The 23,480-nt window shown below is 71.5% G+C and carries 19 protein-coding genes; 9 read left to right on the forward strand and 10 right to left on the reverse strand.

Translation table 11 applies throughout. The features are described from left to right. Window positions 1-24 precede the first annotated feature (24 nt). Window positions 25-462 carry a cell division protein SepF gene (locus OG448_RS24150; RefSeq protein WP_405556810.1) on the reverse strand — a complete coding sequence of 146 codons (438 nt, stop codon included), beginning with the start codon at window positions 460-462 and terminating at the stop codon, window positions 25-27. A gap of 498 nt (window positions 463-960) precedes the next feature. Here OG448_RS24150 and OG448_RS24155 point away from each other — a divergent pair, with 498 nt between their 5' ends. The 5 genes from OG448_RS24155 to OG448_RS24175 all read left to right on the forward strand — a co-directional run bounded on the left by OG448_RS24155 (window position 961) and on the right by OG448_RS24175 (window position 9,280). Further along, window positions 961-1,854 carry a S1 family peptidase gene (locus tag OG448_RS24155; protein WP_405556812.1) on the forward strand — a complete coding sequence of 298 codons (894 nt, stop codon included), beginning with the start codon at window positions 961-963 and terminating at the stop codon, window positions 1,852-1,854. Between the two features lie 435 nt (window positions 1,855-2,289). Further along, on the forward strand, window positions 2,290-3,381 hold the full coding sequence (locus OG448_RS24160; RefSeq protein ID WP_405556814.1) for a S1 family peptidase: 1,092 nt from the start codon (window positions 2,290-2,292) through the stop codon (window positions 3,379-3,381). 399 nt (window positions 3,382-3,780) lie between these two features. Continuing rightward, entirely contained in the window at window positions 3,781-7,218 is a 3,438-nt protein-coding gene (locus OG448_RS24165; protein WP_405556816.1) for a DNA polymerase III subunit alpha, read from the forward strand. Further along, window positions 7,215-8,198, forward strand: a complete 984-nt coding sequence (locus tag OG448_RS24170; RefSeq protein WP_405556818.1) for a hypothetical protein — start codon at window positions 7,215-7,217, stop codon at window positions 8,196-8,198. Before OG448_RS24165 ends, OG448_RS24170 begins: the two co-directional genes overlap by 4 nt. A 227-nt stretch (window positions 8,199-8,425) precedes the next feature. Next, complete coding sequence (locus OG448_RS24175) at window positions 8,426-9,280, forward strand: alpha/beta fold hydrolase (RefSeq protein WP_391299649.1); 855 nt, start codon at window positions 8,426-8,428, stop codon at window positions 9,278-9,280. A 59-nt stretch (window positions 9,281-9,339) separates the two neighbouring features. On the opposite strand, the gene OG448_RS24180 is transcribed toward OG448_RS24175, so the two are convergent. Beyond that, window positions 9,340-10,377, reverse strand: coding sequence for a lytic polysaccharide monooxygenase (locus OG448_RS24180; RefSeq protein WP_405556820.1), 1,038 nt, complete (start codon window positions 10,375-10,377; stop codon window positions 9,340-9,342). Window positions 10,378-10,557: 180 nt separating this feature from the next. On the opposite strand from OG448_RS24180, the gene OG448_RS24185 reads away from it, so the two are divergent. Next, entirely contained in the window at window positions 10,558-11,034 is a 477-nt protein-coding gene (locus OG448_RS24185) for a GNAT family N-acetyltransferase (RefSeq protein ID WP_405556822.1), read from the forward strand. Between the two features lie 39 nt (window positions 11,035-11,073). Beyond that, entirely contained in the window at window positions 11,074-11,688 is a 615-nt protein-coding gene (locus OG448_RS24190; protein WP_405556824.1) for a class I SAM-dependent methyltransferase, read from the forward strand. 3 nt (window positions 11,689-11,691) lie between these two features. Here OG448_RS24190 and OG448_RS24195 read toward each other — a convergent pair whose 3' ends face one another. Next, window positions 11,692-12,189, reverse strand: coding sequence for a DUF402 domain-containing protein (locus tag OG448_RS24195; protein WP_405556826.1), 498 nt, complete (start codon window positions 12,187-12,189; stop codon window positions 11,692-11,694). Continuing rightward, a complete protein-coding gene (locus OG448_RS24200) occupies window positions 12,170-13,099 on the reverse strand; it encodes a GNAT family N-acetyltransferase (RefSeq protein ID WP_405556828.1) in 930 nt (309 codons plus the stop codon). Before OG448_RS24200 ends, OG448_RS24195 begins: the two co-directional genes overlap by 20 nt. 71 nt (window positions 13,100-13,170) lie before the next feature. On the opposite strand from OG448_RS24200, the gene OG448_RS24205 reads away from it, so the two are divergent. Continuing rightward, the gene (locus tag OG448_RS24205; RefSeq protein ID WP_405556830.1) at window positions 13,171-13,536 is read left to right on the forward strand and encodes a GntR family transcriptional regulator; all 366 of its coding nucleotides are present in this window, start codon (window positions 13,171-13,173) and stop codon (window positions 13,534-13,536) included. Between the two features lie 7 nt (window positions 13,537-13,543). On the opposite strand, the gene OG448_RS24210 is transcribed toward OG448_RS24205, so the two are convergent. Beyond that, entirely contained in the window at window positions 13,544-14,314 is a 771-nt protein-coding gene (locus tag OG448_RS24210; RefSeq protein WP_405556832.1) for a DUF72 domain-containing protein, read from the reverse strand. Window positions 14,315-14,403: 89 nt separating this feature from the next. Then, complete coding sequence (locus OG448_RS24215) at window positions 14,404-15,531, reverse strand: DUF5925 domain-containing protein (protein WP_405556833.1); 1,128 nt, start codon at window positions 15,529-15,531, stop codon at window positions 14,404-14,406. 110 nt (window positions 15,532-15,641) lie between these two features. On the opposite strand from OG448_RS24215, the gene OG448_RS24220 reads away from it, so the two are divergent. Continuing rightward, window positions 15,642-17,057 (forward strand): GH39 family glycosyl hydrolase, encoded by a 1,416-nt coding sequence (locus OG448_RS24220; protein ID WP_405556835.1) that lies wholly within the window; start codon window positions 15,642-15,644, stop codon window positions 17,055-17,057. 15 nt (window positions 17,058-17,072) lie between these two features. Here OG448_RS24220 and OG448_RS24225 read toward each other — a convergent pair whose 3' ends face one another. Genes OG448_RS24225 through OG448_RS24240 form a run of 4 tightly spaced genes read right to left on the reverse strand, consistent with a single transcriptional unit; the run spans window position 17,073 to window position 23,173 of the window. Further along, on the reverse strand, window positions 17,073-20,582 hold the full coding sequence (locus tag OG448_RS24225) for a lipopolysaccharide biosynthesis protein (protein WP_405556836.1): 3,510 nt from the start codon (window positions 20,580-20,582) through the stop codon (window positions 17,073-17,075). Beyond that, window positions 20,575-21,375: a polysaccharide deacetylase family protein gene (locus tag OG448_RS24230; RefSeq protein WP_405556838.1), complete on the reverse strand. Its 801-nt coding sequence runs from the start codon at window positions 21,373-21,375 to the stop codon at window positions 20,575-20,577. The genes OG448_RS24225 and OG448_RS24230 overlap by 8 nt, the downstream gene beginning before the upstream one ends. Further along, a complete protein-coding gene (locus tag OG448_RS24235) occupies window positions 21,372-22,358 on the reverse strand; it encodes a glycosyltransferase family 2 protein (RefSeq protein ID WP_405556840.1) in 987 nt (328 codons plus the stop codon). Before OG448_RS24235 ends, OG448_RS24230 begins: the two co-directional genes overlap by 4 nt. Next, window positions 22,355-23,173 (reverse strand): glycosyltransferase family 2 protein, encoded by an 819-nt coding sequence (locus OG448_RS24240; protein WP_405556841.1) that lies wholly within the window; start codon window positions 23,171-23,173, stop codon window positions 22,355-22,357. The genes OG448_RS24235 and OG448_RS24240 overlap by 4 nt, the downstream gene beginning before the upstream one ends. Window positions 23,174-23,480: the final 307 nt, after the last annotated feature.

Consider the following 23,480-nt stretch of genomic DNA (forward strand, 5'->3'; position numbering starts at 1 on the left):
GCGGGGCCGGTGAACGGCCCCGCCTCAGCTCTGGTTGAAGAAGCCGTCCTCCCGGCGGCCCGCCGGATCACCACTGATGATCTCGGTGTGGGCGGGCGTCAGCAGGAAGACCCGCGTCGCCACCCGCTCGATCGTGCCCCGCAGACCGAAGGTGAGCCCGGCCGCGAAGTCCACCACCCGCTTGGCGTCGGCGCCCTCCATCGCCGTGAGGTTCATGATCACCGGGACGCCGTCCCGGAACAGTTCGCCGATGGCGCGGGCGTCCCGGAAGCTGTCCGGGGTGACCGTGCCGATGCGGCGGCCCTTGTCCTCGGCCGTGTCCGCGGCCACCTTCACCCGCGGGTCGGTGACCCAGGCGTCAGCGGGCTCCGTGCCCTCGGAGTAGTCGTCGTCGTAGTAACGCTCGTCATCGTTGTCGTCGACGAGGCCGAGCCACGCACTCGCCTTGCGTACCGATCCCATGGACGCCTCCTCTCACAGCGGTCTTTCTCGTTCTTCGCTTCCCTATGGTCATCCATGATGCGGACGGTGCGCCAAGTGGATAGACGCCGCGCGGGGGGTTTGTGACGGTACTGGTGCACGATCGATCCGTCGAGAGCCCTTGTGCCCCAAGGGCTGCGACTCATACGGCTGCTGACTGAGAGTGAAATATGATTTGTCCCGGCGGATGGGTGATGTGTGGTGTGTCCGGGTGACGGGAGGGGTCTCCGAGGCGTCCGAGGTGGGTCGTCTGGGGCGATTGTCGAGTTTTGTGACGTGAGGGAGGGTCAGGCCGGGCGAGCTGTCCCGTCGTTGAGGCGGTGACGACCGGAAGGCCCTCTTGCGCCGACCGGTCGTTCGGCCGAATACTCCCCTCAGCGCTTGTCAGGGGCATGCACAGCCGGACAGACCTGCCGCTGACTGCGCCTCACGGGCCCCGACCCCACGCGGGCCCCCGAATTCCCCAGGAGGGAACGACACGTGAGGATCAAGCGCACCACTCCCCGAGGCCGTATCGCCAGACGCACCCAGCTCACGGCGGCCGTCAGCGGCCTTCTCGCCGTAGCCGCGTTCGCCGCCCCCACCGCGAACGCCAGCGACGTCCACACGTTCAGCGCCAGCCAGCTCACCAAGGCGAGCGACTCGATCCGCCAGGCCGATGTCCCCGGCACCGCCTGGGCCGTCGACAGCAAGACCAATCGCGTCCTCGTCACCGTCGACAGCACGGTGTCCCAGGCCGAGATCGCCAAGATCAAGCGGCAGGCCGGCGCCGACACGCTCACCATCAAGCGGACGGCCGGCAAGTTCAACAAGCTGATCACCGGCGGTGACGCCATCTACGGCGGCGCCTACCGGTGCTCGCTCGGCTTCAACGTCCACAGTGGCAGCACGTACTACTTCCTGACCGCCGGGCACTGCGGTGAGGTCGCCTCCACCTGGTACAGCAACTCCGCCAAGACCACGGTGCTCGGCACCAACGTCGGGTACAGCTTCCCCGGCAACGACTTCGCGCTGGTGCGCTACACCAACTCCTCCATCGCGCACCCGAGTGCGGTCGGCAGCCAGACCATCAGCAGCGCGGCGACTCCGGCCGTGGGCACCACCGTGACCCGGCGCGGGTCCACGACCGGTACCCACAGCGGGCGCGTCACGGCCCTGAACGCCACCGTCAACTACGGCGGTGGGGACGTGGTCTCCGGGCTCATCCAGACCACCGTGTGCGCCGAGGGTGGTGACAGTGGTGGTCCGCTGTACGGCGGCAGCGTCGCTTACGGGCTCACGTCCGGGGGCAGCGGCAACTGCTCCTCCGGGGGGACGACGTTCTTCCAGCCTGTCACCGAGGCGTTGAGCTACTACGGGGTGACGCTTCCGTAGGTTCCCTGAGGTTCCCTGACGGGCCGTCCTTTACTGACGGGTCGGTTCGGCGGACCCCTGTACGCGGTAACTCGCGTGCGGGGGTCCGCTTTTTGTCGTGCGTCTTCAAGGGCGCGCGGGTGCGTGAGGGCGGGTGTGTGGGGGGTCTGTGTGGGGGGTGTGGGGCTTCGGGTTTCGGTCGCCTTGGGAGGGGCTGTTTTTGGACACCCGATCCTGTTGCCGTGGGGTGGTCGGCTTTTGGCGTTTCGTGTTTGCGCTGCGAATTTCCTGGGGTGACTGTCCTCGGTCAAGCTGGGAGGTTGTTCGAGGGTCCGGCCTGAAGTCGGTCTTGTGTGCCCGCTGTGACCTTAGGAAGAGTGGGCGCTCGTCAACCAGCCTTCCGGTCCGTCAGGTCCCCACAACCTGCCGGGCCGACCCCCCACAGGAGGACGTGAGTTGAAGCATCGACGCATACCCGCACGCCGGGCCGCGATCGCCGGAGCGGGTGTTCTCGCACTGGTCGGAGCGGGTGTCACCTTCCAGACTGCGAACGCCAGCGAACCCGCCGGGGCCGCGGACTCCGCGACCGGCGCGCGCGTTCTGTCCGCTCCCGCGGCCGGAAAGCTCGCCTCCACGCTGCTCGCCGACCTCGGCTCCGACAGCGCGGGCAGCTACTACGACGCCCAGGCCAAGAGCCTCGTCGTCAACGTGCTCAACGCCTCTGCCGCCGATACCGTCCAGGCGGCCGGCGCCAAGGCCAGAATCGTCTCCCACTCGCTCGCCGTCCTCGACGGGGCGCGGTCCACGCTCCAGAAGGACGCGACGATCCCCGGTACCTCGTGGGCGACCGACCCGGTCTCCAACAAGGTCGTCGTCACCGCCGACAAGACCGTGTCCCCGGCTCAGTACGCCAAGCTGGGCAAGGTCGTCTCCGGCCTCGGGGATACCACCGAACTCAAGCGGTCCAAGGGGGAGTTCAAGCCCTTCGTCTCCGGTGGTGACGCCATCAACGGGTCGGGTGGGCGGTGTTCGCTCGGGTTCAACGTGACCAAGGGTGGGGCGCCGTACTTCCTCACCGCGGGGCACTGCACCGCGGCGATCTCCAGTTGGACCGACTCGTCCGGGAACGCCATCGGGTCCAACGCGGACTCCAGCTTCCCCGGGAACGACTACGGGCTCGTGAAGTACGTCGACGGGGTCGATCACCCCAGCGAGGTCAATCTCTACAACGGGTCTGCTCAGCAGATCTCGGGGGCTGCTGAGGCCACTGTGGGGATGAAGGTCACTCGTAGTGGGTCCACCACCCAGGTTCACGACGGGACCGTGACCGGGTTGAACGCGACCGTGAACTACTCCGAGGGGACCGTGAGCGGGCTGATTCAGACCGACGTGTGCGCTGAGCCGGGGGACAGTGGTGGGTCGCTGTTCTCCGGGAGCAGTGCGGTCGGGCTGACGTCGGGGGGTAGCGGGGACTGCTCCTCCGGTGGGGAGACGTTCTTCCAGCCTGTGACCGAGGCGCTGTCCGCCACGGGGACGCAGATCGGCTGAGGCTCCGGGTTCCGGGTTTCTGGGCCCCCGTTCTCCTTCGGGAGGGCGGGGGTCCTTTGCGGTTCGCCGTCGGTGGTCGCTTCGGGGCGTGCGTTGTGGGGCGGGGCCGCGCCGGGGGGTGTCCGTCCTCGGTCCGGCGACTTTTGTTTCTTGATCGTTCGGGTTGGTGTCTCGCCGGCCGCTGCGGGCGGACACCCCCCGGCACGTCCCCTCGCCGCCGTGCCCGGCCAGCCCGCCGTGCGGGGTCGCCGGCCGGGGGTCGCGGTGGTCTTGTGCGGCTGTCCGGTGCGTTTTCGCAGGTGAAGTGGGGGATCGTGCTCATCGTACGCGTGTTCGATAGTGGGGGTATGGTGGAGTGGAACGGATGTTCGATTGGCTTGATCGGTGGGAGGTGCTGGTGTGACGTTCGCGCATTTGCGGGTCGTCTCCGGGTTCTCCCTGCGGTACGGGGCCTCGCATCCGGAGCGGCTGGCCGTGCGGGCCTCGGAGCGGGGCATGGATGTGCTTGCGCTCACCGATCGGGACTCGCTTGCCGGGGCTGTGCGGTTTGCCAAGGCTTGTGCGGGGAGTGGGGTGCGGCCGGTTTTTGGGGTTGATCTCGGGGTTGCCGCCGTCGCTTCTGGGGGTGGGGGTGCCGGTGGGCGGCTTCGGGCGCCTGTGCGTGGGGGTGCCTTTGTCGACGAGTCGGCTCCTCGGGTGACCTTTCTGGCTCGGGACGGGGCTCTGGGGTGGGCTGAGCTTTGCCGGATGGTCACCGCTGCCTGGGCGGGTGGGGGTGCTCGGCCGCTGTTGCCCTGGGAGGCGCTTCGGGGGGAGGGGGTTGTTGTTCTGCTGGGGCCTGACTCTGATGTGGGGCGGGCTCTTGCCGCCGGGCGGCCTGATCGGGCTGCCCGGTTGCTGGGGGCCTGGCGGGAGGTCTTCGGGGACGCTCTGCGGATCGAGGTCGTGTGGCACGGGGTCGACGGGACCGGGAGCGGGTCCCTGCGGCTTGCCGCTCGGAGTCTCGGGTTTGCTGTGGAGCAGGGGGTGCGGCCCGTTCTCAGCAATGCGGTGCGGTATGCCGATCCGGGGCAGGGGCGGGTCGCCGATGTGCTGGACGCTGCTCGGCGGCTGGTGCCTATTGATCCCCGGAAGGGGCTCGACTCCGGGGAAGCCTGGCTGAAGGGGCCCGCGGAGATGCTCCAGGTTGCTGAGCGCGTTGTGGAGGCTGCGGGGTATCGGCGCGGGGTTGCGGTGCGGTTGGTCGCCGAGACGCTTGCCGTTGCCGGGGAGTGCGTGGTTGATCCTGAGGATGATCTGGGGATCGGGAGTGTGCGGTTTCCTGAGGGGCGGCTTGTGGGGGCCGGGCGGCGGGGGGCTCAGCGGGCGCTTGCTTCTCGGGCCGTCGCGGGGATGGTGCGGCGCGGCTATTCCGGGCGGCGGGAGTACTGGGAGCGGATGCATGAGGAACTGGAGATCATTGGGCATCATGGGTATGCCTCCTATTTCCTGACCGTTGCCCAGGTTGTCGATGATGTGCGGGGGATGGGTATCCGGGTTTCTGCTCGGGGGTCCGGGGCCGGGTCTCTTGTGAATCATCTGCTGGGGATCGCTCATGCCGATCCGGTGGAGCATGGGCTGCTCATGGAGCGGTTCTTGTCGCGGGAGCGGATTGCGCTTCCTGATATTGATGTGGATGTGGAGTCCGCTCGGCGGATCGAGGTCTATCGGGCGATCATCGGGCGGTTTGGCGGTGAGCGGGTCGCTACCGTTGCCATGCCGGAGACCTATCGGGTACGGCATGCCATTCGGGATGTGGGGGCCGCTCTTTCCATGGACCCGGCCGAGATTGACCGGGTGGCCAAGGCTTTTCCGCATGTTCGGGCTCGGGATGCCCGGGTCGCGCTCGCTGAGCTGCCTGAGCTGAAGGGGCTTGCTGGGGAGCAGGAGCGGTACGGGGTGTTGTGGGAGTTGGTGGAGGCGCTGGACGCGTTGCCGCGTGGGGTCGCCATGCATCCTTGTGGGGTTCTGCTGTCCGACTCCTCGCTGCTTCGGCGTACTCCGGTGGTTCCCACCAGCGGGGAAGGGCTGCCGATGTCGCAGTTCGACAAGGAGGACGTGGAGGATCTCGGGCTGCTCAAGCTCGATGTGCTCGGGGTGCGGATGCAGTCGGCCATGGCCCATGCCGTTGCCGAGGTGGAGCGGGCTTCCGGGGAGCGGGTCGATCTGGAGGCTCTGCCGGAGGGGGATGCCGATACCTATCGGCTTATCCGGTCCACCGAGACGCTCGGGTGCTTTCAGATCGAGTCGCCCGGGCAGCGGGATCTCGTTGGGCGGCTTCAGCCTGATTGTTTTCAGGATCTGGTGGTGGATATTTCGTTGTTCCGGCCCGGTCCTGTTGCTGCTGACATGGTGCGGCCTTTCATCGAGGCTCGGCATGGGCGGGCGCCTGTGCGGTATCCGCATCCGGATCTTGAGCCGGCGTTGCGGGACACGTATGGGGTGGTGGTCTTTCATGAGCAGGTCATTGATATTTTGGCGGTCATGACCGGGTGCGGGCGCGGGGAGGCCGACGCTGTGCGGCGGTTGCTCTCCGATTCCGAGGCCCAGGGGCGGGTGCGGGCGTGGTTCGCTCAGCGGGCCGAGGAGAAGGGGTACGACGCGGAGACCATTCGGCGGACCTGGGAGATCGTCGAGGCTTTTGGGTCCTACGGGTTCTGCAAGGCGCATGCTGTTGCTTTTGCTGTGCCCACTTATCAGTCGGCCTGGCTCAAGGCGCATTACCCGGCCGCTTTTTACGCCGGGCTGCTCACTCATGATCCCGGCATGTATCCCAAGCGGTTGCTCCTGGCGGATGCTCGGCGGCTCGGGGTGCCGATTCTGCCGTTGGACGTGAATGTGTCCGGGGTCGCTCACCGAATCGAACTGGTGTCTGGTTCAGGGGTGTGGGGGGTGCGGCTCGCCCTTGCCGATGTGCATGGGATCAGTGAGGCGGAGGCCGCCCGGATCGCGGAGAGGCAGCCGTACGCGTCCCTGCTGGACTTCTGGGAGCGGGGTCGGCCCGGCAGGCCGCTCGCGCAGCGGCTGGCCCAGGTCGGGGCGCTGGATGCCTTCGGGGCCAATCGGCGTGATCTTCAGTTGCACCTGGCCGAACTGCACCGGGGGTCTCGGGGCGGGCGGGGGGATCAGCTTCCGCTGGGCGGGGGGCGGCGGACCGCTTCCGCCGGGCTGCCCGATCTGTCGGACGCCGAGCGGCTCAGTGCCGAGCTGGGCGTGCTGTCCATGGACGTCTCCCATCACCTGATGGACGACCACCGGGGCTTCCTGGAGGAGCTGGGCGTGGTGTCGGCCCGGCGGCTGCGCGAGGCCCGGCACGGGGAGACCGTGCTGGTCGCCGGGGCCAAGGCGGCCACCCAGACGCCGCCGATCCGGTCCGGCCGACGGGTCATCTTCAGCACGCTGGACGATGGGACGGGGCTGGTCGATCTGGCCTTCTTCGACGATTCGCACGACGCCTGCGCGCACACCGTCTTCCACTCCTGGCTGCTGCTGGTGCGCGGCGTGGTGCAGCGGCGCGGGCCGCGCAGTCTGAGCGTGGTCGGGTCGGTGGCCTGGAACCTCGCCGAACTCGCCGAGCTGCGGGCCGAGGGCGGTCTGGAGAAGGTGGCGGCCCGGCTGGCCGAGCCCGCGCCGGAGGCGAAGGCCGCGGAGGACGGGGTGGGGCGGCGGATTCGGATGTCCACCGGCTTCCAGATGCACCCCTGGGCCGACCTGCGCCCGGCCGGCCAGGAGGTGTCCGAGCAAGCGCCTTCCGCCATGCGGAAGTTGTGGCATCAGAGTCCGGGGAGTGCGGGATGACCGTTCTCTGTGTGCGTTTTCGGCAGGCGTCGGGCGCGGGTGACGGTGAGCTGGAGCTGTCCGAACTGCTCGGGTTGCTGGAGGAGTTCACGCCCGTGGTGGAGGGGCTGCCCCCGGACGGGGCGCTGGCCGATCTGCGCGGGGCCGAGCGGTACTTCGGGCGCGGTCCGGTGGAGCTGGCCGCGCTGATCCGGGTGCGGGCCCTCGCCCGGTACGGGGTCGACTGTGTGGTGGGCGCCGGGCCCGGTCCGATGCTGGCCCGGATGGCGCTGCGGGAGGCCCGGCCGGGGATGGTGTGCGCCGTTCCCGACGAGCCCGGTGCCGGTGCGGAGTTCCTCGCCGGGCTGCCCGTGGTCGCGTTGCCCGGTGTGGGGACGGCGACCGCCCGGACCCTGTGCGAGTACGGGCTGGACACCCTCGGACGGGTCGCCGTCGCGCCGCCCGCCACGCTTCAGCGGCTGGTCGGGGCCAAGGCCGCCCGTGAGCTGCGGGAGCGCGCCAACGGGGTGGACCGGGGGCGGGTCGCGCCGAACGCCGTCTCCCGGTCGGTGGCCGCCGAGCGGTCCTTCGGCAGGGACGAGCTGGACCCCGGCCGGCACCGGCGGGCGCTGCTGGCCGACGCCGAGGAACTGGGGGCACGGCTGCGGGGGATGGAGCACGTCTGCCGCTCCCTGACGCTCACCGTGCGCTACGCCGACCGCTCCACCACGGTGCGCGGGCGCACCCTCGCCGAGCCGACCGCGCACTCGGCCGACCTCACGAAGGCGGCGTACGGCATGTACGAGGCGCTCGGGCTCCAGCGGGCGCGGGTGCGGGCGCTCGCCCTGCGCGCCGAGGGGCTGACCCCGGCCGGGGAGGCCGCGCACCAGCTCACCTTCGACCCCGTGGACGAGAAGGTCCGCCGGATCGAGGAGGTCGCCGACCTGGCGCGGGCCAAGTTCGGACCCCGCGCGGTGATGCCCGGAACGCTCGCGGCCTGAGTTACGCGTGTTGCGGGAGTTTCTGGTGGGATTTTGGCGGCCCTGTGCTGCCTCGTGACGGTTCCTCAGTGTGCGGGGGCTTCTGAGGGCGGATGGAACTTTTTACCGACGCGTAACTTCACAGTTGCACTACTCGTCCGTAACTTGACGAGTGAACAGCATCCCGTGATCCGGATCACAGGGTTAGGCCGTGCACCTTCTCCCTTGAGCCGCAAGGAGATCACACGATGCTGCCCTGGAAGCGAGCGCTCAGACCGCTCGCCGCGCTGGTCCTGGCCGCCGCGCTCGCCACCGTTCCCGCCGCCACCGCCCACGCCGCTCCCAGCAGTGGCTGGAACGACTACTCCTGCAAGCCCTCCGCCGCCCACCCGCGACCCGTCGTCCTCGTCCACGGCACCCTCGGCAACTCCGTCACGAACTGGGTGTCGCTCGCTCCGTACCTCAAGGAGCGCGGCTACTGCGTCTTCTCCCTCGACTACGGCCAACTCCCCGGCGTCCCCGTCTTCTACGGGCTCGGCCCGATCGACAAGTCGGCCGAGCAGCTCTCCGCCTTCGTCGACAAGGTGCTCACCGCCACCGGTGCCACCAAGGCCGACCTCGTCGGCCACTCCCAGGGCGGCATGATGCCCCGGTACTACCTGAAGTTCCTCGGCGGGTCCGCCAAGGTGAACGCGCTCGTCGGGATCGCCCCCAGCAACCACGGCACCGACCTGAGCGGCCTCACCAACCTGCTGCCGTACTTCCCCGGCGCCGAGGACCTGATCAAGTCCAGTACGCCCGCACTCGCCGACCAGATCACGGGCTCGGCCTTCATGACCAAGCTCAACGCGGGCGGCGACACCGTCCCCGGCGTGCACTACACCGTCATCGCCACCAAGTACGACGAGGTCGTCACCCCCTGGCGCACCCAGTACCTCTCCGGCTCCGACGTCCGCAACGTCCTCCTCCAGGACCTGTGCCCGCTCGACCTCTCCGAACACGTCGCGATCGGCATCTTCGACCGCATCGCCTACCACGAAGTGGCCAACGCCCTGGACCCGTCCCACGCCACGGCGACGAGCTGCGCGTCGGCTTTCAGCTGACGTGGCTCGGGGCCCTGCCCGGCCTGAGCCGCCCGGCAGGGCCCCGCGATCGGGGGTGATCAGCGCGCGGTGCGGTTGCGGCCCGTCGCGCGCTGGCGCACCGAGAGGAACAGTGCGGCTGAACCGAGGGCCAGGGCGGCGGCGCCGCCGATGGCCGCGTACGAGGTGCCGGCGGGGGTGCCGGTCTCGGCCAGGGGGACCGAAGTGCCCTCCGGCTGAGGGACGTTGGGGGTGGGAGGTAGCGGCTTCGCGGAGGTGCTCGGGTCGTCGTCGCCGTGGCCGTGGTGCTCCACCGTGGAGCGGTCGGCGCCGGCCGCGATCTGGCGCTCCGAGGGGGCGGAGACGGTGGGCGTCGGACCGGGTGCGGGGGCTGCCTTCGCGGACTTGGCCACCTTGGCCGTACCGGCCGGGGCCGCCGCCGCGCCGCCGAAGTCGACGTCCGAGCAGGAGTAGAACGCCTCCGGGCTGTCCGAGCGCTGCCACACCGCGTACAGCAGGTGCCGGCCCGTGCGGTCGGGGAGCGTGCCGGAGAACGAGTAGAAGCCGTCCGTGGCGACCGGGTCCGTGGACTTCGCCACCGGGTGCGCCAGGTCCAGGTCGGACCAGGCCAGGGGCTCCGCCGGGTCGTAGCCGGGCTTGGTCGCGTAGACCTCGAAGGTGCCCTTGTGGGGTGCGGTCACCCGGTACTTGAAGGTGTACGCGCCACTGTGCACGCCGGTCGCCGGCCAGTCGGCGCGGGCCAGGTCGAGGCCCTTGAACTCGTCGTTCCCGGCGCTGCACAGCTTGCCGTCGGGGATCAGCTCCTGGTGGCGGCCGCCCGCGTCGCCGATCCGGATGCCGTTCCAGTCGTACAGAGCCTGGGTGCCGCCCGCCGCCACGGCCGCCCGGCAGGCCGCCGACCTGGGGGACTCCGGGCCCTCCGCGAAGCACTGCGCGACCCGGCTGACCGGGTCGCCCATCGAACCGTGGGCGGACGCGGGCGCGGCGGCCAGCGCGGTCAGGGTCAGCGGCGCCAGGCCGAGCGCGGCCGCGGTGGCGGCGGCCCGGAGCCGGGGCAGCCGCCGCCCGCGCGGGGTCGAGGGCGTGGCGAAGGGCATCGGAACTCCTCGGAGCGGTAGGGCCGGCCGACTGCCGGAAGGGGGCTGGTCCCGTGGGGGGACGGTCAGAAACTAGCCCCGTACGGCAGTGGATCGACCCGCCCCGAGCCCCTCGAGGCGATCTTTATGGTCCGCTTAAGGCCGTGCTCAGACTGGGCTCAGGTCGCTAACGTGCCCGGCATGAACGATCACCCCGAAGCCCCGGTCCGCATCGCCACGGCCGCCGACGTGCCCGCCGTGCGCGCGGTCACCGACGCCGCCTACCGCCCCTACATCGCGCGCATCGGTGTGGTGCCCCAGCCCATGGAGGCGGACCATATGGCCGACGTCGTAGAGGGGTGTGTTTTCGTCACGGAGGAGCCGGCCGCCGGACTCGGGATCATCGGACTCGTGGTCGTCCGCGCCCACCCCGACCACCTCTTCCTCGACAGCATCGCCGTCCACCCCGACGCCCACGGCCGGGGCGTCGGCCGCAGGCTGCTGAACTTCGTCGAGACCCACGCCCGTGCGTTGGGGCTCCCCGAGATCCGGCTCTGCACCAACGTCCTGATGTGGGAGAACCAGCAGATCTACCCCCGCTACGGCTACGAGCTGGTGGGACGCCGCGTCGACGGACCCTACGACCGGCTTCACTACCGCAAGCCGCTGGATCGCTGACGGAACCTCATTGTCAGTGGCGGATGGCACGCTTGCGGTATGAGCGACGCGAGCGAGTGGACCGCGGGGGCGGAGGTGGACTGGGACGCCCAGGCCCCCGTCTTCGACGACGAGCCGGATCACGGGCTGCGCGCGCCCGAGACACGGGCCGCGTGGGCCGGGCGGCTGCGGGGCTGGCTGCCCGATCAGCCCTCGGACGTGCTCGACCTGGGCTGCGGCACCGGGAGCCTCGCGCTGCTCGCCGCCGAGCAGGGGCACCGGGTGACCGGGGTGGACGCCTCCCCGGCCATGGTCGAGCGGGCCCGCGCCAAGCTCGCCGGGCAGGACGCGCGGGTGCTTTGCGGGGACGCGGCCGTGCCGCCGGTGGTGGAGGAGGGCTACGACGTGATCCTCGTCCGGCATGTGCTGTGGACGCTGCCCCGCCCCGCCGAGGTGCTGCGCCACTGGCGCACCCTGCTGCGCCCCGGCGGCCGGTTCGTGCTGGTCGAGGGCGTCTGGGGGAGCCTCTCCCCGGTCGGTATGCCCGTCGACGAGGTCACCGGCCTGCTGGCGCCGCTCGCCGGGCGCATATGGGTGGAGCCGCTGTCCGACGACCCGCTGCTGTGGGGCAAGTCCGTCACCGACGAGCGGTACGCGGTGCTGGCCGAGGTCTGAGGCTCAGACCAGGGCCGTGAGTCCCTCCGCGCGGGCCAGCGCCTCCAGTTCGTCCAGCGCGGACCGGGCGGCGGCCGCCGCCTCCGGGTCCCGCTCCGTCAGCCCGCTCGCGGCGAACTCGTCCTCGTCCAGCCGGAGTACGGCCTTGCCGTCGCCGGAGACCCAGAGGTCCAGGTCGAGGTCCTCCACGACGAGTTCGGCGCCGGACCGGACGGCGGGGCGGGTGATGTCGCAGTACCAGCCCTTCAGGGTGCCGTCCTCGGCGCGGACCTCCTTCACCGCGTACCAGCGGTCCCGCCAGTAGTGCTCGGTGAAGACGTCGCCCGGCTCGAAGCGCACGAACCCGAAGTCGCGCACGCCCTCGCCCGCCCAGGGGGCGCGCACCGAGACACGGGTGCCGTCGTCCGCTAGCAGCGCCGCCGGGTAACGGATCTTCGTACGCCCCGCCTTGACGAGGACGACCTCCAACTCACTCGATACGTCAGCCGAGTTCACGGACATACCGCACCTCCGTGGCGCAGAACTCGTAACCGAGCCACTTGTTGATGGCGATCATCGGGCCGTTGCCCGCGTCGTTCCCGGTGAACGCCTCGGTATGGCCGGCCGCGCGGGCCCGGTGCAGCGAGTGCAGCTTGGCGAGCTTGGCCAGACCCCGGCCCCGGTAGGCGCGGGAGGTACCGGTCATGGCGGTGAAGTAACGGGTGGCGCCGTCGGAGTAGGCCACGCTGAAGGCGACCGGACGGCCGTCGGCCACCGCGACCCCGGTCAGTCCGAGGTCCAGCAGCGGGTGCTCCCAGGTCTCCTCCAGCCACGCCTCGTAGTCGGAGAAGGCGAGCGTGACCTCGCCGGGCTCGTCCGCCACGGTCTCGGCGTCCAGCTCGAACAGCGGGCGGGGGTCGGCCGCGAAGTCGGCGGCCGTGCGCAGCTCCACCCCGGCCGGGGTCGCCGGGAGCGGTGGAAGGGTGCCGTGCGCCAGGTCGAGGCGGAGGAAGCGGGCGGGGCGGCCGGGGCGGTAGCCGTGCCGTTCGGCGAACCGCACGCTCGCGGGCTCGTCCAGCACCCAGGAGTACAGCCGGGTGGCGCCCAGCGACGCGAGATACTCCTCGGCGGTGGCGACCAGCAACCGTCCCGCGCCCCGGCCGGTGCGCTCCGGGTGGACATGGACGTTGACGTACGCCTGCCCCGGCTCCGTGCTCTCGTGCGCCAGCGCCACCTGCGCCGTGCCGATCACCTCGCCGTCCTCCTCCGCGACCAGCGAGCGGAACCTCGCGTCCGGATGGCTCCGGACGAGGACGTGCCGTACCGACTCGGGGGTGAACAGGATGTAGGGCAGCGCCAGCCGTCGGACCCGGGCGAAGCCCTCGGTGTCGGCCGGTACGTCGGGGCGCAGATCGCGCACGAGTACGGTCATGAGCAGGCACCGTACGGGCTGGACCGCCGCAGTGCCTCTCATTTTCCGCCGAGTGCGGGAGAATCGGCCCTGTGAGCCTGAAGATCCACATCGATGACAGCGCGCCGCCGTACGAGCAGGTCCGGGCGCAGATCTCCGAGCAGGCGCGCGCGGGCGCGCTCCCGGCCGGGTACCGGCTGCCCACCGTGCGCGGTCTCGCGGAGTCCCTCGGCCTCGCCGTGAACACCGTCGCCAAGGCGTACCGGGCGCTGGAGGCGGACGGCGTGATCGAGACCCGCGGCCGCAACGGCACCTACGTCGCCGCCCCCGCCGCCACCCGCGAGGCGAGCACCTCCGCGCAGGCGTACGCGGAACGGGCCCGGCGCCTCGGCCTGGACCACGACGCCGCCCTGGCCACCGTCCGCGACGCCCTGCGTGCCGCCTACGGCACCGACTGAACGGCGCTCACCGCCGCGCCCACGGCTCCGGTGTCCGCGTGACCTCCAGCCCCGCCCGGCGGGCCAGGCTGCCGAACTCGGCCGCGTCCTTGACCGCCGCGCCCCTCGGGTCGTTGTTGAAGTAGGCGTAGACGTCCTGCCCCTCCGGCCAGGTGGTGGCGATGCGCTCCACCCAGGAGTGGAGCGCCTGGGTGCCGTAGCGCGGCCAGGGCTTGGCGCGGCCGCGGTGGAAGCGGACGTAGCCCCAGTCGGCGGTGCGCCACAGCGGGCCGGCCGGGCGGCCCAGCTGGTCCGCCCAGCACAGGGCCGCCTTCCGCGCTTGGAGCACCTCGCGGGTCTGCGGGGTCCACCAGGAGTCGTGACGCGGTTCGACCGCGACCCGGGTGCTCGCCGGGAAGCAGGCCAGGCAGGCGTCCAGCAGCGGGGGGTCCGCGCGCAGGGTCGGCGGGAGCTGGAGCAGCACGGGGCCCAGGTCATTTCCCAGCCCCTCGGCGTGGCTCATCAGCCGGTGCACCGGTTCCTCGGGGTCCCGCAGCCGCTTGATGTGGGTCAGATAGCGGCTCGCCTTCACCGCCACCACGAAGCCCTCGGGCAGCCGGTCCCGCCACGCCTCGAAGTTCTCGCGGGACGGCAGCCGGTAGAACGCGTTGTTCAGCTCGACCGTGGCGAAGTGCTCCGCGTACTCCTCCAGCCACCGGCGCACCGGCACGCCCGCCGGGTACAGCACGCCCCGCCAGCTCTTGTACTGCCACCCCGACGTACCGACGAACAGGGTCATACGTCCATGAAAGCATCCGGGCGCGGGCCGGACAGGCGGACGGACGGCGCCCACCGCAACGGCCCACCCGAAGATGCGGGCCCGCGCGATTACAGATACAGCCCCGCGTCCGCCCCGTCCCGCGCGCCCGGGACCGAGGTCGGTGCCGTGCCCCGGCGCAGCGCGTACAGCTCAGCCAGGGTCGAGCCGTCCCGGCCCAGCTCCTTCTGCAGCTCCGGGGCCTGGTCCCCGAGCCAGCTCACCGCCTCCGGACGGGTCAGCGGGCCCACCTCGATCCGGGCCAGACAGCGGCCGGGCCGGACCACGGCCGGGTGCAGCCGCTCCAGGTCCTCGTTGGTGGTGACACCCACCAGGACGTTGCGGCCCTGACCCAGCAGTCCGTCGGTCAGGTTCAGCAGCCGGGACAGTGCCTGGCCCGCGGTGTGCCGGGCCTCGCCCCGGATCAGCTCGTCGCAGTCCTCCAGCAGGAGCAGCCGCCAGCGCCCCTTGCCGGTGCCGTCCTCCTCACCGATGGCGATGTCCATCAGATAGCCCACGTCGGAGAAGAGCCGCTCCGGGTCCAGCACGCAGTCCACCTGGCACCACTCCCGCCAGGACCGGGCCAGGGTGCGCAGCGCTGAGGTCTTGCCGGTGCCCGGCGGGCCGTGCAGCAGCAGGAGCCGGCCCGCGATGTCCTCCGGCGTCGTCTTCATCAGCCGGTCCATCGCCTGGGCCACCGGCGCGGTGTAGTTGGCCCGCACCTCCTCCCAGGTGCCGGCCGAGATCTGGCGGGTGGTGCGGTGCGGACCGCGCCGGGGCGAGACGTACCAGAAGCCCATCGTCACGTTGTCCGGCTGCGGGGCGGGGTCGTCGGCCGCGCCGTCGGTGGCCCGGCCCAGCACCTCCTTGGCCAGCTCGGCCGTGGTCGCGGTCACCGTGACGTCCGCGCCCCGGTTCCAGCGGGAGACCAGCAGGGTCCAGCCGTCGCCCTCCGCGAGGGTCGCGCTGCGGTCCTCGTCCCGCGCCACCCGCAGCACCCGGGCGCCGTCGGGCAGCAGGGTCGCCCCGGAGCGGACCCGGTCGATGTTGGCCGCGTGCGCGTACGGCTGCTCACCCGTGGCGAAACGGCCGAGGAACAGCGCGTCGACGACGTCGGAGGGCGAGTCGGAGTCGTCGACGTTCAGCCGGATCGGCAGCGCGTCGTGCGGGTTCTGCGGGTTCTGCGGGCTCACAGACATGCCGCCATGATCGGGCACCGGCGCACCGCGCGCACGGCAATTCCGCCGCTTGTCCCCAGGTGTGCCCAACTCGCGCCCGACGCCGGGATTCCGCCGTTACTGTGGAGCTGATGGGACGTCATCAGTGGTACACGGGGGCACGGAGGTGGCGGCTCACCGCCCTGCTCGGCGTGTGCGTGACCGCGCTGGCCCTGCTGGTGACCCTGCTGAACACCCTCCCCGGACGCGGCGCCGACACAAGCGGCACCACCCGCGACGGCGACAGGGCGCACGGCACGCCCGCCGCCCCCGCCGGACCCCTCCGCCCCTCCGTGGGCTGGGGTTTCACCCACACCCAGTACAGCGCCGACCAGGGCGGCGGCAGCGACCGCGTCGCCAGGCTGCTCAAGGGCGACGGCGGACTCCCGCAGGACCAGGCCGTCATGGGCTGGGGCGCCGACAACCCCGAACCGGTGAAGGGGCACTACGACTTCGGCGCCCTGGACCGCCGCATCGACTTCATCCGCGCGTCCGGCGGCACCCCCGTCATCACCCTGTGCTGCGCCCCGGACTGGATGAAGGGCGGCCGGGCCGGGGTCGGCGCCACCGACTGGAGCCAGGGCTCGCTGGAACGGGCGCCCGACCCGGAGCACTACCAGGACTTCGCCGACCTCGCCGCCACCGTCGCCCGCCGCTACCCCGACGTACGGCACTTCGTCGTCTGGAACGAGTTCAAGGGGTTCTGGAACGAGGCGAAGGGCCGCTGGGACTACGAGGGGTACACCAAGCTGTACAACCTGGTCCGCGCCGCGCTGAAGAAGGCCGACCCGGACAACCTGGTCGGCGGCCCCTACCTGCCCATGGACAGCGTCGACCCGCGCGCCTTGGACGCCTCCGACCGGGTGCGCGGGCCCTGGGGCGCCATGGACCAGCGGGTGCTGGACGCCTTCGACTACTGGAACGCCCACAAGTCCGGCGCCGACTTCGTCGTGGTCGACGGCTCCAGCTACACCAACGACGACGAGCTGCTCCCCGACGAGTTCGCCGCCACCGCCAAGTTCACCGCCGTGGGGGAGTGGGTGCGCGAGCGCACGCACGACCTCCCGCTGTGGTGGGCCGAGTACTACGTGGAGCCCGCCGACTCCCAGGACCGCCGCGAGGGCTGGTCCGAGGACCGCCGGATCGCCGTGCACGCCACCGGGCTGATCGCCATGGCCCGGGGCGGCGCCGACTCCGGCTTCTACTGGAACCCGGAGAGGAAGAGCGGCACCGGCTGCCCCGGCTGCCTGTGGACCCCGACCGGCGACACCGACGGGGGCCGCGAACTGCCCATGTACGGCCTGGTCTCCCGCTTCGGCAAGGCGTTCCCGCCCGGCACCCGGTACGAGACGGTGTCCGTCGCCGCCGACGACCGCCCCAACCTCCGCGTCCTGGCGAGCCGGGACACCGTTCTGGTGGTGAACACCCTGGACCGCCCGGTCAGCGCCCGCGTCGACGGCAAACGGTTCCGGATGCGCGGCTACGAGGTGAAGTGGCTCGACCGCTGAGCCACTTCACCCCCCTCAGCTCATCGTGAGGAACCGCTGCACCAGCGAGGCCAGCACCACCGCCAGCAGCGGCAGCGCGAACCAGAACGCGCCCTGCGACCGCCGCAGCCGGGTCACGCTCGGCCGGCCCGCCACCCGGAGCACCTCACGCCCCGCCAGCAGCAGGACCAGCACCCCGGCGGCCAGCGCGCCCACCACCGACCACGGCGTCCAGGTGATCTGCGGCCCGATCGGACCGGGGTCCGGTGTGGGCACCGCCCCCGACCCGCCCCCGCGCAGCGCGTACACGGTCGCGTCCTCGTTCACCAGCACCTTGGACAGCTCCGCACGGCCGTCCAGCGTGCGGGTCAGCCGGGACTCCCAGGACGCCGGGTAGCCCGCGTCCAGCTCCAGATAGCGGACCTGGCTCTCGTTGACGATCAGATACGAGTTGGGGCCCGCATCCTTCAGCGCCTTCACCAGCCCGGACACCAACACGGGGTCGGCCGGCGCGGGCGTCGGCACATAGGTCACCCGCTCCATGTCCCGCGCGCCCCAGGCCAGCGCCGGAGTCACGTCGTTCACCGGGTCCGTGGTGAGCCACAGCAGCCGTACCGTCGGCCGGTCGTGCGTGTACACCCAGTTCATCGCCGCGACCTCACCGGGCCGGGTCCGCTCGAACGGCTCGTTGCCCCAGCGGGCCACCAGGAAACCGCCGATCAGCAGCAGCCCTGCCAGCAGCGCGGCCGGCGCGCCCAGGTTCACCCGGTTCCGCTCCTTCGCGCTCACCCCGGTACGCGGGAACAGGGCCAGCGCGCCCAGCAGGGCCGCGCCCGGCAGCGCGAACATGAAGACGCGCAGCGCCATCTCACCGCCGTACGACTGCATGCCGAAGCCCAGGAACGGCACGAACGCCAGGACCAGCAGCGAGCGTTCGCGGTAGCCGTGCCCGCGCCGCCGCCACCAGCCCCAGCAGGCCAGCGCCAGCACCGAACCGGCCAGCAGCACCCGCGTGTACAGCACCAGCTTGTGGGTCGAACTCCCGCCCTCGATACGGCCGGAGACCGAGGTCGACACATTGCCGCCGACCCCGCCCAGGCCGCCGAACAGCTCGTCGAAGTGCCCCGACCAGTACGGCTCGGCCATGAAACCCACCCACACCGCCACCACCACCGCGAACAGCAGCGGCAGCCCGCGCAGTTCGCACCGGCGCAGCAGCACCAGGGCGGCGAGGACCCCGAGCATCACGAACGGGGTGAGCTGGTGGGCCGGGACACAGGCCAGGAACAGGGCGATCAACACCAGCAGCAGCACGACCCGTTGGCGCCGGTCGGTGGGCTCCACCTCGGCCTCGCCGGGCCGGAAACGGGACCAGATCATGTGCGGGGCCCGGAACCACACCAGTAGGACGGCCACGAACACCAGGTACAGCAGATAGGTGAAGCCCTGCGGCGAGAAGTAGTCCTGCCCGACCCAGCCGCTCAGCGCGAACAGCCACACCCCGGCCCACCGGGCCCGCCAGCTCGCCCGCAGCGACCGGGTCAGCAGGAACATCGGAGCCAGATAGGCGAGCTGGATCGCCGTCGGCCACCAGCGGATCACCTCGGTGAAGTCGGACACCCCGCACACCTGCGCGACGAACGCGGTGACCGCGAAGAAGCCCGGCCAGCTCCAGCGGGCGTCCAGGTCGGGCACGGTCGAGCCGGTGCGGTCGATGTAATCCAGGAACCCTAGGTGCTGCCAGGCCGTGGGGAACCTGGGCGCGCTCTCGATCACGGCGGGCAGCGCGTGCAGCGAGAACACCGTCGCCACCAGGGTGAGCAGCAGCAGCGCCCGGTGCTCCCGGCGCAGCCGGAGCAGCGCGGCGAACACCGTGACCAGCAGCGCGGCTCCGGCCAGCGTCGGCAGAGGCAGCACCGAGACCAGGCCGAGGCCGCCCATCCTGTCCAGGTCGGCGTCGGTCAGGCGCAGCGCGGGGACCCAGTAGAGGAGCAGCGCGGCGACGAGGAGGCAGCCGAGGACGAGCCCGGTGCGGGTCGGGGAGCGGCGGGGCGGGTGGCTCTCCGCGGGCGCCTGCTTCTCCTCCGGCGGGGCCACGTCGAGGGGCGCGTTCACCTGCTCTGTCTCCTTCACCGCATCCACCGCCCAGGAGGGTGCCCGCCGGGTCGCCTCGCGTGGCCCCAGGTCGGCCAGGTCGCCGTCCGGGGCCGCGGTCACCGGACCGGGCCGGATCACCTGCCACAGGCGCGGCGCGGCGACGGCCACGATCACCGTCAGGCTGGAGATCTCCGCGACACCCGCGCCGGTCAGCCCCATCCGGGGCAGGAGCAGCAGCGTCAGGCTCAGCACCAGAAAGCACAACAGCCCCTGCAACCAGGCGAGTCCGGCGGTCCGGCTCTGTGCCCGGAGCACCGCGAAGTACGTCTCCATCACCACCCGCAGCACCGCGCCGACCGCGAACCAGCGCAGCAGTGGGGTCGCCGCGTCCGCGTACCCGGCGCCGAACACGCCGAGAATCCACGGGGCGCCGACGAAGAGGACACCCGCGACCGGCAGCATGATCCGGGCCATCCGTTTCAGCGCCGCCCGCGTGTTGGCGGCCAGCCGCGCCGGGTCGTGCGAGCCCTCCACGGTGAGCGAGGCGCCCATGTTGATGGCGAGCAGGTTGGTGGTGCCGCCGATGGTGGTGGTGATGTAGAAGTACGCGTTGTCCTCGGCGCTGACCTGCGATGCGATGATCACCGGAACGAGGTAGACCACCCCGAGCGAGAACAGCGAGCCGGTGTAGTCGCCGGCCAGGAACCGGCCGATCTCCCGCAGCGTCGGCGGATGCGCCCGCCCCTCGGTCGCCGCCGTGTGCCGGGGCACCAGCCGCCGGAACACCAGCCAGCCCAGCGGGATCACCGAGGTGGCGATGGCCGCGACCCAGGACACGAAGACGCCGGCAGTCGGGATCGCCACCGCGAACGCCACCAGCAGCCCCAGCTTCACCGCCGAGAACACGGTGTTGCCCACGGGCACCCAGGGCGCGTTGCGCAGCCCGGTCAGCACCCCGTCCTGAAGGGTGAGCACGTTCCAGGCCACCACCGCCGCGACGAAGCCGAGCCCGTTCACCGGCCCGTGGAGGAACCGGTACGACGGCCCCCACACGTCCAGCGTCAGCAGAAACACCCCCGCCGCCAGCGCCACCATCAGCGAACTTCCACCGTAGGTACGGAAGATGAGCCGCGCGGTGGCGCGTCCGGCGACCGGGATGAAACGGGCCAGGGCGCCGGTCAGCGTCACCGCGGTCAGCCCCGCCAGGAGCTTCATCGCGGCGATGGCGGCCGAGCCCTGCCCGACCGCCGACTCCGAGTAGTAGCGTGCCGCCGCCAGCCAGAAGCCGAGACCGAGGACGGCGGAGATGCCGGTGTTCAGCATCAGCGCGTAGGCGTTGCGGAACAGCGGATTGCCGCCGAACGCGCGGCCCAGTGAAGGCAGTCGCGGGCGGCGCCCCGGCGCGGACACGGCCGGGGCGGCCTCTTGGGCGGTGGTCGTGTCAGACACGGGAGCGGATGGCCTTCCGGCAGACCTGGCGTGCTCTTCGCACGAGTGCGTATCCCTTGGTGAGCGCACGGTCCTTGGCGAAGTCCCGTGCGATGGACCGTCCTTGGAGCAGCCTCTCGAACTCGGCCACCCCCGTGCTCCGCCGTACGGTGACCCGGCGGAGCGCGTACGGGCCCTGCCGGCGCCGGGCCAGCGCGTTGCCGACCACCAGCGCCTGGGTGTAACCCGCCCCGCGTACGGCCTCGCGGACGCGGCGGCTGGAGTAACCGTAGGGGTAGGCGAACGACAGCGGGCGCGCGCCCAGTTCGTCGGTGAGGATGCCGGTGCTGTGCTCCAGCTCGGCGGCGAGCGCGGCGTCGTCCAACTGGTCGAGCTGCGGGTGGCTGTGGGTGTGGCCGCCGATCTCCACACCGTTGTCGGCCAGTTCGCGCACCTGGTCCCAGTCGAGCATGGCGTCCAGGCCGCCCCCGGTGTCGTAGGGGCCCCTGAGCCAGCCGGTGGAGGCGAACAGGGTGGCCGGGAAGCCGTGCTCGGCGAGCACCGGCAGCGCGTGCCGGTGGACGCCCTCGTAACCGTCGTCGAAGGTGATCAGCACCGGCCGGGCGGGCAGCGGGCGCCGGTAGCGCCAGTGCGCGGCGAGCGCGGCGGTGGTGAGCGGGGTCAGGCCCAGGTCGCCGACGAGCGCCATCTGCTCCGCGAACGCCTCCGGCGCGACCGACAGCGCGCGGGTCGCGTCGTTGGGCGCGGCCGCCACCGCGTGGTACATCAGGATCGGTACCGCCGCCCCCGTCATCCGTCCACCTCCGCCGGCGGCACCGCGAACCGGGGCCCGCCGCGCCGGGCCCGTACGCTGCCCACCACGTAACCGCCGGCGGCGCCGAGCACACCCGCCACGATCGCCCCGGCCCGCCCCGCGCCGCCCGGCCGGGCGAGCGCCGCGTCCCGCAGCCCGCGGGCGATCCCGGCGGGCAACACCCGTGTGGTGTAACGGCGTTCCGACTCCAGCCCCTTCGCCGCCCCCACGCTCCGGGCCACCAGCGCCTTGGACAGGCCCTCGGCGTACGTCCGGGTGCGGAAGTAGGCGAAGCGCTCGCGGGCCTCGGGCACCCGGTGGTGGATCACCGCACGGTCGTCGATGAGCAGCACGGCGTCGGGTCGGGCCCGGCTGATCCGGATGCACAGCTCCGTCTCCTCGCAGCCCAGCGGCCGCCGGTCGCCGTCCCGGCCGATCCCGGTGGCGAACCCGCCCGCCAGCTCGAACGCGGTACGCCGGAAGGAGGCGTTGCCGCCCAGCACGTTGCGCACCCGGACCCGGCCGGGCGGCAGGCCGCGGTAGGTGCAGCCCACCACCCAGTCGAACTCCTCCGGGAACCAGGCCGGCCGCCGCCCCGACGCCCACACCGGCTCGGTCCGGCCGCCGACCGCCAGGACGCGCGGGTCGGCGTACCCCTCGGCGAAGCGGCGCAGCCAGTCCCGCTCGGCCACCGCGTCGTCGTCGAGGAACGCGATCACCTCGCCCCTGGACGCGGCGACGCCGGTGTTGCGGCCCGCGGACAGGCCGCGCGGACCGGCGTTGGCCAGCACCCGGACAGGACCGTCCGGTTCCTTGTACTCCGCGGCCAGACGGTCCAGCAGGGCGGTGTTGTGGTCCACCACCAGCAGGGTCTCCAGCGCCGGGTGGGACTGGGCGCGCACCGAGGCGACCGCCGCGAGGATGTCCTCCCAGCGGTCCTCGGTGTACACACAGATCACGACGGAGACGGCCGGAGCGGTCAAGACGCCGCTCCCCGCCGGGATTCCGTCAGCGGCGAGCGGCGTCCCCGGCGCAGCGCGCGGCGGTTGGAACGCTCCTGGAGGATCACTCTGAGCACCCGCAGCCCGTCCCGCACGGCCCGCAGATTGCTGGTGCCGTGGATGCGGAGGTACTCGTGGCTGGGGATCTCCTGCACCTTCAGCCCGGCCTTGACCACTCTGATGTTCATCAGCGTCTCGACCTCGAAGCCGGTGCAGTCCAGGTCAATCTTGTCCAGGCAGTGTCGCCAGAACGCGTTGTAGCCGTAGCAGAGGTCGGTGTAGCGGGCGCCGAACTTGCGGTTGACGACCGTGCACAGCGCCCAGTTGCCCAGCTTGCGGACGAGGGTCATGTCGTCGGTGCCGCCGCCGTTGGCGAACCGGGAGCCCTTGGCGAAGTCGGCGCCGGAGACCAGCGCGGAGACGTAGGAGACGATCTCGTTGCCGTCGGCCGAGCCGTCCGCGTCGACCATCACGATGATGTCGCCGGAGCACGCCTCGAACCCGCTGATCAGGGCGTCCCCCTTGCCCTTGCCGCGCTGGGCGACCACCTTCACGTCCGGCCACAGCGAGCGGGCCACGTCCACGGTGTCGTCGGTGGAGTCGCCGTCGACCAGGACCACTTCGTGAATCCAGTCCGGCAGCGTCTTGAACACGTACGGCAGGTTCTCCGCCTCGTTCATGGCGGGGATCACCACGCTCACCGGCGGAGTGATCGCCAGGTGCGAGGAGATGGGCCGGTAGTGGGCCGCGAGCAGCGGTTCCCGGTCCGGACCCGGCGTGCGCAGAACAGAACTCATGACTGTGGTCCCTCTCGTCCGGTGGACCGCCCGCCCCTCGGGCGGCCCGGCTGTGTGTCCGGTTCGAAAGGGGGGTTCTCGTCCTTGGCCGCGGCACGGCGGAACGCACTCCTGGCCGGAAAGGACGAGCTGGCAGAACTGACCGGGCCCCCGAGCGTTCAAGGACCTCCGGTCGCGCGGCACGGCTCGGTCACCTGGTGCGGTCACCGAGCACGGCACCCCCCTACCGCGCCTCACCCCGGTGCGTCACGGCTCCGAGCCCTCCCCTGAACCGTGTGGCGACGGACCGATGCGGGTGAGATGTATG

This window comes from Streptomyces sp. NBC_01171 (assembly GCF_045039805.1).
Taxonomy (GTDB): Bacteria; Actinomycetota; Actinomycetes; order Streptomycetales; family Streptomycetaceae; genus Streptomyces.